The 9,218-nt window shown below is 31.5% G+C and carries 13 protein-coding genes; 9 read left to right on the forward strand and 4 right to left on the reverse strand.

Features of this window, described 5'->3' with window-relative positions:
- Positions 1 to 233 precede the first annotated feature (233 nt).
- Positions 234 to 662, forward strand: a complete 429-nt coding sequence (locus tag HXZ69_RS14610) for an NUDIX hydrolase (protein WP_286496393.1) — start codon at positions 234 to 236, stop codon at positions 660 to 662.
- On the opposite strand, the gene HXZ69_RS14615 is transcribed toward HXZ69_RS14610, so the two are convergent.
- From HXZ69_RS14615 to greA, 4 genes are read right to left on the reverse strand one after another with little or no spacing between them, the layout of a single operon-like run.
- Positions 659 to 1,042, reverse strand: coding sequence for a hypothetical protein (locus HXZ69_RS14615; protein WP_052217679.1), 384 nt, complete (start codon positions 1,040 to 1,042; stop codon positions 659 to 661). The two genes, HXZ69_RS14610 and HXZ69_RS14615, sit on opposite strands and share 4 nt — an antisense overlap.
- Positions 1,043 to 1,612 (reverse strand): tetratricopeptide repeat protein, encoded by a 570-nt coding sequence (locus HXZ69_RS14620; protein WP_038333778.1) that lies wholly within the window; start codon positions 1,610 to 1,612, stop codon positions 1,043 to 1,045. It lies immediately after the preceding gene.
- Positions 1,613 to 1,615: 3 nt separating this feature from the next.
- Complete coding sequence (locus HXZ69_RS14625; RefSeq protein WP_114999218.1) at positions 1,616 to 2,008, reverse strand: HIT family protein; 393 nt, start codon at positions 2,006 to 2,008, stop codon at positions 1,616 to 1,618.
- Positions 2,009 to 2,030: 22 nt separating this feature from the next.
- Complete coding sequence (greA, locus tag HXZ69_RS14630) at positions 2,031 to 2,510, reverse strand: transcription elongation factor GreA (RefSeq protein ID WP_019976987.1); 480 nt, start codon at positions 2,508 to 2,510, stop codon at positions 2,031 to 2,033.
- 134 nt (positions 2,511 to 2,644) lie between these two features.
- Here greA and HXZ69_RS14635 point away from each other — a divergent pair, with 134 nt between their 5' ends.
- The 8 genes from HXZ69_RS14635 (at position 2,645) to HXZ69_RS14670 (ending at position 8,760) form a co-directional block, all read left to right on the forward strand.
- A complete protein-coding gene (locus tag HXZ69_RS14635; RefSeq protein ID WP_286496394.1) occupies positions 2,645 to 3,094 on the forward strand; it encodes a hypothetical protein in 450 nt (149 codons plus the stop codon).
- A 206-nt stretch (positions 3,095 to 3,300) separates the two neighbouring features.
- A complete protein-coding gene (eno, locus tag HXZ69_RS14640; protein ID WP_286496395.1) occupies positions 3,301 to 4,593 on the forward strand; it encodes a phosphopyruvate hydratase in 1,293 nt (430 codons plus the stop codon).
- Between the two features lie 80 nt (positions 4,594 to 4,673).
- Positions 4,674 to 5,957, forward strand: a complete 1,284-nt coding sequence (locus HXZ69_RS14645; protein WP_286496396.1) for a citrate synthase — start codon at positions 4,674 to 4,676, stop codon at positions 5,955 to 5,957.
- A 133-nt stretch (positions 5,958 to 6,090) separates the two neighbouring features.
- Complete coding sequence (locus tag HXZ69_RS14650) at positions 6,091 to 6,759, forward strand: sterol desaturase family protein (protein ID WP_286496397.1); 669 nt, start codon at positions 6,091 to 6,093, stop codon at positions 6,757 to 6,759.
- A gap of 39 nt (positions 6,760 to 6,798) precedes the next feature.
- A complete protein-coding gene (locus HXZ69_RS14655) occupies positions 6,799 to 7,707 on the forward strand; it encodes a M28 family metallopeptidase (protein ID WP_188319679.1) in 909 nt (302 codons plus the stop codon).
- A 90-nt stretch (positions 7,708 to 7,797) separates the two neighbouring features.
- Positions 7,798 to 7,989 carry a hypothetical protein gene (locus HXZ69_RS14660; protein ID WP_286496399.1) on the forward strand — a complete coding sequence of 64 codons (192 nt, stop codon included), beginning with the start codon at positions 7,798 to 7,800 and terminating at the stop codon, positions 7,987 to 7,989.
- Positions 7,990 to 8,116: 127 nt separating this feature from the next.
- Complete coding sequence (locus HXZ69_RS14665; protein ID WP_171623954.1) at positions 8,117 to 8,455, forward strand: PadR family transcriptional regulator; 339 nt, start codon at positions 8,117 to 8,119, stop codon at positions 8,453 to 8,455.
- Positions 8,452 to 8,760 carry a hypothetical protein gene (locus HXZ69_RS14670; protein ID WP_286496401.1) on the forward strand — a complete coding sequence of 103 codons (309 nt, stop codon included), beginning with the start codon at positions 8,452 to 8,454 and terminating at the stop codon, positions 8,758 to 8,760. Before HXZ69_RS14665 ends, HXZ69_RS14670 begins: the two co-directional genes overlap by 4 nt.
- Positions 8,761 to 9,218: the final 458 nt, after the last annotated feature.

Genomic DNA, 9,218 nt, shown 5'->3' on the forward strand with positions numbered 1-9,218 from the left:
TTTATTGTCAGTCTTAAATCTTATGTCTTATAACTTATTACTCAAAACTCAGAACTTAAAACCCGCGTTAGGGATAGTAGTGTAAATCCTTTTGTAGGAGTTGGATTTTCTGTAATCACTTCTAATCTTCTTCTACAAAAGATTGCAACGGATACCCGACCGAAGGGAACGCTATAATAATACGCATTTAAATGAAGAATTTTTATATATTTAGGTTTTAAAGTAAATAGGATATGAAACCATTTAATGTGCGTGTATATGCGTTATTGGAACACAAGGGAAAGGTATTGGTGATTCACGAGCCGTTTCAGGGAGAGTTAATTTATAAGTTTCCTGGCGGTGGATTGGAGTTTGGTGAAGGAACGAAAGATTGTATAAGGAGAGAGATAAAAGAGGAATTGAATTTGAAAGTAGAAGTTCATGAACATTTTTATACACAAGATTTTTTTGTGCTGAATGCTTTTGATCCGACAGAACAGGTTTTATTGATTTATTATAAAGCGACAATTACAGAGAAAGCATTGGATAAATTGAAAGTTTTGGATGCGGATATCAACGAATTGTTATGGTTATCCAAAGAAGAGTTAAATGCGGAGAAATTTACGTTAGATGCGGATAAAGTGGTCGTTGATTTGTATAAAAAAGAAAACTTCGAATCTTAAGACTCGAAGTTTATTATTTTTTGATCATCAAAATACTGTATAACGGCGTATTTCATCAACAAGGTTTGTTCATTTGTTTTGAGAGGAGGTAAATCTTCCAACAACTCAAAATGTGGCCAACCATCAGGATCTAACCCATCGAAACGATAAAAACCAAAAGGTTCTAACACGCGACAAACTGCAATGTGTAATAAATTGAGTTTATCATCTTTTTTGAATCGTTTTTTTCCTTGTCCTAACTCTTGAACACCGATCAAAAAAAGAATCGTATCTAAATCTGGTCTTTCACCGTCTGTGAAATTTTGTTGAAAGAATTCTTCAATCAGTTTCCACTTGTTGGTGTTTGATGATGATTCTTCTGTAAATTTTGATATATCCATTTAGAATTTACGTCCTTTGTGACGCATATGTGGGTTTTGTAATTGCGAATTACTTACGTTGAAACGTTTCATTTGATCGTTCATCATTTTGATTTGATCTGTAAACATTCCTTTCGAATCGTTTTTCTTCGCTTCTTTAATGTAACCTTCCGCTTCTTTCTTTTTACCTTTTGACATTGCAGCTCCAGCCAAAGATAAATTAGCCATTGCTCTGTCATGATCAAACGATAAACCGTAGTTTAAGGCTTCTTTCATATATTTTTCTGAAACCGCAACATTGTCCTGCGCTTCAGTGATTCCCATCATGTAGTGGTAATATCCCATTTGCTTAGGAATTAATTCTGATGATGGATTTTTGATCTTTTGTAACCATTTTTTCGCTTTTGCCATATCCTCTTTACGTAAAAACCAGAAAGCTAACAAGATGTTTTCGTTTCTGAAATAGAATAAAATTGGAAATACAGCGACTAATAACGAAACAAATCCCCAACCGTATTCGCGAATGGTAAACAAAAAGATTGCTAAAGCGATTAATACAGCGGCGATTACTAATTTAATGTATTTGTTCATCGATTATAAATATGATTTGATATTATCTGCAATTTCGATCATTTTCTCGGCAGATAATTGAAGTTTTGGATTTGAGAAATTGATATCTTGCATTGTATTTAGAGGAACCAAATGCACATGTACATGTGGTACCTCTAAACCAACAACAGCTACGCCAACGCGTAAACAAGGTATTGCTTTTTCTATAGCTTGTGCAATTTCGTAAGAAAAGTCCATTAAACCTAAATAGGTTTCTTTGTCTAAATCGAAGATTTTATCGACTTCTTTTTTCGGGATAACCAATACATGACCTTCTACCAAAGGAAAAGCGTCCAAAATAGCGATGTACTTATCGTTTTCGGCAATTTTGTATGATGGTATTTCTCCGTTTATAATTTTAGTGAAAATGCTTGCCATATGTTTTTTAATTTTTGAAATCTTAGTCCAAAGATATTTCTAAAATTTCAAAATTTAAAGTCATTCCGTTAGGTAATGTAATTTCTGCAACTTCTCCAAGTGATTTTCCTAACAATCCTTTTGCGATTGGAGTATTCACAGAGATACGCATTTTAGCTAAATCAGCTTCAGATTCAGGTACCAAAGTGTACACTAATTCTTGTCCGTTCGCTGTATTTTTTATTTTAACTTTTGATAATATTGATACTTTAGAATGGTCTAATTTAGATTCATCAATTACGCGTGCATATGCTACAACTTCTTTCAATTTAGCAATTTGCATCTCTAACATTCCTTGAGCCTCTTTTGCAGCATCATATTCTGCATTTTCAGATAAATCTCCTTTATCACGCGCATCAGCAATTTGTTGCGAAATTTTTGGACGCTCAAAAGTTTCTAACTGATGAAGCTCTTCACGCAACTTTTCTAATCCTTCTTTCGTTACATATTGTATATTTGCCATAACAACAATGTTTAATTAATTTTTTATTAAATAGATCTTATAAAATAAATAATCCTACACATATGTAATACTATGCGCAGGACTATTTAGTTATTGTACTACAAAGATAATAAAAAAAATACAGCAAATTAAAAATGAAACAATTTATTAAAACGATTCTAAATAAGGTTATTTTGGTTTGTGTTTTTGCCAGCTTATTTCAAGGTTGCAATTCAGATGACGGTACAGTAAGTTGTGTGCCAAATACAATTGTGAATGTATCAATCAATATCAATTTACCATTATATTCTAATCTAAATAATCCAGGAGGATGGGTATATGTTGAAGGAGCAACAGCAGGTTCTAGAGGTTTGATTGTTGTACGTACAGCTTCTGGTTTTAAAGCTTACGATCGTAATGCGCCGCATATTTGTCCTGGTGCAGAAACTACTTTGTATGTAAAGAATGACATCAGTATTGTATGTGATGCAGATAATTCTGAATGGATTTTATTGACAGGACAACCTACAAAAGTAGCGAACAGAGCACCAAGAACTTACCAAGTTTATGTAAATGCAAATGGAACGCTTACAATAACGAATTAAATTTTTTATCGAAAGTTTTTTTAATTCACTCAAAAAATAATAATCTTTGCAGGCATCTAAATTATACTTCTTTATTATGCATGCATAAATTTTTCGAATTGTTTTTGAATTAAATTATTTTTAAAAAAAGATAATTTCGTTGTAAAGATTACTCAAATCCATTATTTTTGGTAAATCAAAATTTTATCAATTAAAAAATATTAATAATGAGCATTATTTCGCATATCCATGCAAGACAAATTTTAGATTCTCGTGGTAACCCAACTGTAGAAGTAGACGTGTATACAGAATCAGGTGTTTTAGGTCGTGCAGCTGTTCCATCAGGAGCATCTACAGGAGAGTATGAAGCAGTAGAATTACGTGATGGTGGAGACTTGTACTTAGGTAAAGGAGTTTTGAAAGCTATCGAGAATGTAAATGAAGTGATTGCTCCAGAATTAATTGGTTTTTCTGTTTTCGAACAAAATTTAATCGATCAAGTAATGATTGATTTAGATGGAACTGAAAACAAAGCTAAATTGGGTGCTAATGCAATTTTGGGTGTTTCTTTGGCGGTTGCAAAAGCTGCAGCAGAAGAATTAGGTTTACCATTGTTTAGATACATCGGTGGAGTTAATGCAAACACATTACCAGTTCCAATGATGAATATCGTAAATGGAGGTTCTCACTCTGATGCGCCTATTGCGTTCCAAGAATTCATGATTATGCCAGTTCAGGCAGCATCTTTTTCTGACGCTTTACGCAAAGGAACAGAAGTTTTTCATGCATTAAAGAAAATTTTACACGACCGTGGTTTATCTACAGCAGTAGGTGACGAAGGTGGATTTGCACCAACTTTTGATGGTACAGAAGATGCTTTAGATACTGTAATTTCTGCAATAGAAAAAGCAGGTTACAAAGCAGGTGAAGAAATTATGATTGCACTAGATTGTGCATCATCAGAATTCTATCACGATGGAAAATATGACTATACAAAATTCGAAGGAGAGAAAGGAGCTATCCGTACTTCTGCAGAGCAAGCAGCTTATTTAGCAGAATTGACAGAGAAATATCCAATTATTTCGATTGAAGATGGTATGGATGAAAACGATTGGGAAGGTTGGAAAATCTTAACAGATAAAATCGGTAAACGTGTTCAGATTGTTGGAGATGATTTACTGGTAACGAATGTAACTAAATTAGAAAAAGCAATTGATGCTGAAACAGCAAATTCTATCTTAGTAAAATTCAATCAAATTGGTACGTTAACAGAAACGATCAAAGCAGTACAAATGGCACAAAATGCACGTTATACAGCAGTTATGTCTCATCGTTCTGGAGAAACAGAAGATGCTACAATTGCAGATTTAGCTGTTGCTTTGAACACAGGACAAATCAAAACTGGTTCTGCTTCTCGCTCTGATCGTATGGCGAAATACAACCAACTATTACGTATTGAAGAGATTCTTGGAGAAACTGCAATTTTTCCAGGGCTTAAGGCTTTTAAAGTTAAGCGATAAAATAATTTGAGACTGATATTTATCAGTCTCAAATTAATAAAAAAAGTGTAAATTACGCAATAAATAATATAAACTATAAAATGTCAGATAAGGTAATATTAAATTACAACGGAAATGAGTTGGAGCTACCTGTTACAACTGGTACAATGGATGAAAAATCTATTGATATTTCCAAGTTAAGAAGTGCTACTGGATTAATCACAATGGATCCAGGTTACAAAAATACAGGGGCATGCGAATCTAAAATTACTTTTTTAGATGGTGAAGAAGGTAAGTTGATGTACCGTGGATATCCTATTGAACAATTAGCAGAGAAATCTTCTTTCGTAGAAGTAATGTATTTGTTAATCAAAGGAGAATTACCTACACAAGCTGAATTAGATAAATTTATCGCTGATATTAATGAGTATAACTATGTGTCAGAAGATTTAATCAAAATCTTAGATGCATTCCCAAGTTCTGCTCACCCAATGGGAGTATTAACATCTTTAACAGCTGCTTTATCAGCATTCAACCCAAAAGTTGTTGATGTTACTTCTCCAGATGATATGTACAAAGCGGCAGTTACTTTATTAGGTAAATTCCCAGTATTAGCGTCTTGGACACAAAGAAAAATTAAAGGATTACCAGTTAACTACTCTAACGACAAATTATCTTATGTAGAAAACTTTTATCAATTATTATTCAAAAAACCAGGTCAAGAATTAGACTTAGATCCAGTTATTATTGATGCAATTGACAAATTATTAATCTTACACGCAGATCACGAGCAAAACTGTTCTACATCAAGTGTACGTTTAGTAGGTTCTTCTCATGCAGGTTTATTTGCTTCTATCTCTGGAGGTATTTCTGCATTATGGGGACCGTTACACGGAGGTGCTAACCAAGCAGTATTAGAAATGTTAGAAGCAATCAAAAATGATGGTGGAGATGTTGAAAAATACTTAGCTAAAGCAAAAGATAAAAACGATCCATTCCGTTTAATGGGATTTGGACACCGTGTTTATAAAAACTTTGACCCTCGTGCGAAAATCATCAAAGTATCTGCGGATAACGTTTTAGAGAAATTAGGAATCAATGATCCTATTTTAGATATTGCGAAAAAATTAGAGCAAGCTGCTTTAGAAGACGAGTATTTCAAATCAAGAAACTTATATCCAAACGTAGATTTCTATTCAGGAATTATCTACAAAGCGTTAGATATCCCAACTGAAATGTTTACAGTTATGTTTGCTGTTGGACGTCTACCAGGATGGATTGCACAGTGGATGGAAATGCGCGAAACAAATCAACCAATTGGTCGCCCTCGTCAATTATACACAGGAGCACCATTACGTGATTACGTTGAAATTGAAAACAGATAAGAATTTTCTTATTTATCATATAATCCGAAAATCAAACTTTGATTTTCGGATTTTTTTTAACAATTAATTTTTAGAGATTGTTTGTTTAAAATATGTTAAAACCTTATTTTTAAGTAAATTAAATTTTGTAACCATGAAATTTGAGAAAATACATAATAAAGGTCAAGCGCAAATCTTTGAAAACAAATACCTCGAAATGTTGACAAAAGGTCATCCCGCAGTTATTTGGGGAATGTACATTCCTCTACTTTCCTATTGTATTTATTATGGTATTTATAGCTACGACTTATCTACAATAACAGTTATTTCAATTTTTTTTGGTGCGATGCTATTTTGGACCTTGTTCGAATATTTTGCGCATCGTTATCTTTTTCATTGGACAGCCGAACAACCAAGTCTAAAACGAATTGTTTACATTTTTCACGGAAATCATCATCATTATCCACGCGATAAACAACGTTTGTTTATGCCTCCAGTTCCAAGTATTCTTTTGGCATCAATCATTTTCTTGATTCAATATTTAATTTTAGGGAAATATGCCTTTGCTTTCTTTCCTGGTTTTATGATTGGCTATTTATTGTATGCATCTATGCATTATTTGATTCATGCTATTGCACCACCTTTCAAGTTTATGAAACCACTTTGGCGTAATCATCATTTGCATCATTATAAAGACGAAGAATTAGGTTTTGGCGTTTCCAATACGTTTTGGGATCGTATTTTCGGAACAATGTTCGACCTAAAGAATGAAAAAGAAGACAAAGAAAAAGTAAAAGAATTGATGTTTGAGAAGAAAAGTTAATTTTTCGTATCTTCCGTCAAATTAATCACACATATAAAAATGAAAAAATATACTTTACTTGCAATTGGATTACTTGCTTTCAATCAAGCAAACGCGCAATATTCAAAAGAAAATCAAAAGAAATATGTCGAAGAATTAGCTTCTGATGCTATGAAAGGTCGAAAATTTGGAACAACAGAAAATCGTTTGGCTGCTGAATTGATTGCAAAAAAGTTCAAAGAAAATAATCTAAAACCATGTGTTGGTGATTCGTATTTAATCGAATTTGAATACAATGGGAAAACAGGACAAAATGTTTGCGGAATCAAAGAAGGTAAATCGACTGATATTTATGCTGTAGGTGCACATTTTGATCATGTTGGAACAAGTGATAAAAGCGAAGATAAAATTTTCAATGGAGCTGATGACAATGCAAGTGGAACATCGGCTGTAATGGCGTTGTCTGATTATTTTAAAAATAAGAAAGTGAAGCAAACCATGATGTTTATGGCTTTTGATGCTGAAGAAATTGGATTAATTGGTTCTAAAATGTTGGTTGAAAATCCGGATTTCCAAAAATATTTACAGCAAATGAAAGTGATGTTGAATTTAGAAATGATTGGAACTGTTTCTGCTTTTGGCGAAGGTAAAGTGTATATGACAGGAAGTGATCGTTCGGATTTGATGGAGATTATGAATAAAAATTCTTGCAAAACGTTTAACGTAGAGCACGATCCTTATTTACAACAGCAATTGTTTTTCCGTTCAGATAATGTAAACTTTGTCAATCATAAGGTGGTTTCTCACGCACTTTCATCGGTCAATATGGAAAATCAAAATCATTATCATCAAGTTAATGATGAAATTTCGGTGATTAATTTTAAAAATCTTTCAACAATCACAAAAGGAATTGGACGTAGCTTAAATAAAATGATGAAGAATAATGAAGCACCAAAATATTTAAAATAAAATTTAATCCGTTCTACTTGAACGGATTTTTGTTTACCATATTTTGTAACAAGTAATCTAAAAAATCAACTAATATTGAAAATGATCTAAATGAGTAAATTAAACAATCCTTTAAGTTATTGTATTCTTGCAATTTTGTTATTTTTAATTCTTTCGGTTAATTTCTTTCCAATCGAAGGATTAGAAAAATTATACAAATATAGAATTGTATTGATTGTGCTTTATGTTATGTTGCGATTATTAAAACATTTTGTATACAAAGACAACAAAACAAAGGAATAGAATTGTAACAGGAAGCTTCGAACAATCCTATATTTTAATTAACATATTATTTTACAGATTTTTTACTGAAAGAGGAGAATAATTTAAAAAAAATATTATTTTTACTATGCATAAGTAAATTAGGTATATGATAGATGTTCAATTTTATAAAGGAACCTTACAACCAATTATCTTAAAATTATTACAAGATAATGGTAAAATGTATGGTTACGAGATTATAAGTAAAATAAAAATCCTTTCTAACAATCAATTTGAAATCAAAGAAGGTGCTCTGTATCCTATTTTACATAAGCTCGAAACCCAAAATGTAATTGAAGTTGAAGCAGTAAAAATAAATGGAAGAATCCGTAAGTATTACAAATTAACCGAAATTGGACAAAAAGAAACTGTCAATCGATTAGCGTCACTGAATGAAACAATAGATCAAATACAGAATTTAATTAATCCTAAATTGTCTAATCTATGAGAAAATTAAATGAGATTGAAATTGAAAAATTATTTCAATTTACTAAGAATCATTATGTAGAATATTATGATTTACAGATTGAGTTAGTTGATCATTTGGCTTGTGGAATTGAAGAGCAATGGAATTTTGATGAAACAATTTCTTTTGAAGATGCTTTAAAAATTGAGTTTAAAAAATTTGGTGTATTTGGATTTTCAGATATTGTTGACAACAGGAAATTAGAACTTCAGAAGAAATATAAAAAACTGATTAATAGAGCAATTTTAGATCATCTAAAAAAGAAAGAATACATTGGATTGATTTAACTTTTTGCTCTTGTTTATATGCTTTTTACTTTGATTGATGAAAAAATTACTTTTGCTGTTGTAGTAATACTTTTTTATGGTTTTAGTATTTTTCAACTTATTCGATTGAATAGGGAATATAAACGTAAAACAAAAAAGTTGGGTATAAAATTAGTTTTGGTAGAAACGATTTATAAAAATTTTATATCTATTTCAGCTGCTTCGGGAATATTTAATTTAGGTATTCAGTTAATTCTTCATTTAAATGTTAATTTCTTTTATTTGAATTTAGGTGCAGCTATATTGTTACCCCTATTATTTTTAATTTTATATGTTTCGTGCTATTATTTACCTAAGCATTCCGAAGAAATATTAAAGGAATTGTATCCAGAATATCATTTAATTGTAACGTCCTGAAAAAATGATACAGGATTAGACCAATAAAATTTTATTTTAAACAGTACATATATTCGTATTTG

This window comes from Empedobacter sp. R132-2, assembly GCF_030324375.1.
In the GTDB taxonomy this organism is placed as follows: domain Bacteria; phylum Bacteroidota; class Bacteroidia; order Flavobacteriales; family Weeksellaceae; genus Empedobacter; species Empedobacter falsenii_B.

Bases quoted from the DNA above. Each gene is read 5' to 3' on its own strand.
- HXZ69_RS14610 (WP_286496393.1), top strand. From the start codon at position 234: ATGAAACCATTTAATGTGCGTGTATATGCGTTATTGGAACACAAGGGA.
- HXZ69_RS14615 (WP_052217679.1), bottom strand. From the start codon at position 1,042: ATGGATATATCAAAATTTACAGAAGAATCATCATCAAACACCAACAAG.
- HXZ69_RS14620 (WP_038333778.1), bottom strand. From the start codon at position 1,612: ATGAACAAATACATTAAATTAGTAATCGCCGCTGTATTAATCGCTTTA.
- HXZ69_RS14625 (WP_114999218.1), bottom strand. From the start codon at position 2,008: ATGGCAAGCATTTTCACTAAAATTATAAACGGAGAAATACCATCATAC.
- greA (WP_019976987.1), bottom strand. From the start codon at position 2,510: ATGGCAAATATACAATATGTAACGAAAGAAGGATTAGAAAAGTTGCGT.
- HXZ69_RS14635 (WP_286496394.1), top strand. From the start codon at position 2,645: ATGAAACAATTTATTAAAACGATTCTAAATAAGGTTATTTTGGTTTGT.
- eno (WP_286496395.1), top strand. From the start codon at position 3,301: ATGAGCATTATTTCGCATATCCATGCAAGACAAATTTTAGATTCTCGT.
- HXZ69_RS14645 (WP_286496396.1), top strand. From the start codon at position 4,674: ATGTCAGATAAGGTAATATTAAATTACAACGGAAATGAGTTGGAGCTA.
- HXZ69_RS14650 (WP_286496397.1), top strand. From the start codon at position 6,091: ATGAAATTTGAGAAAATACATAATAAAGGTCAAGCGCAAATCTTTGAA.
- HXZ69_RS14655 (WP_188319679.1), top strand. From the start codon at position 6,799: ATGAAAAAATATACTTTACTTGCAATTGGATTACTTGCTTTCAATCAA.
- HXZ69_RS14660 (WP_286496399.1), top strand. From the start codon at position 7,798: ATGAGTAAATTAAACAATCCTTTAAGTTATTGTATTCTTGCAATTTTG.
- HXZ69_RS14665 (WP_171623954.1), top strand. From the start codon at position 8,117: ATGATAGATGTTCAATTTTATAAAGGAACCTTACAACCAATTATCTTA.
- HXZ69_RS14670 (WP_286496401.1), top strand. From the start codon at position 8,452: ATGAGAAAATTAAATGAGATTGAAATTGAAAAATTATTTCAATTTACT.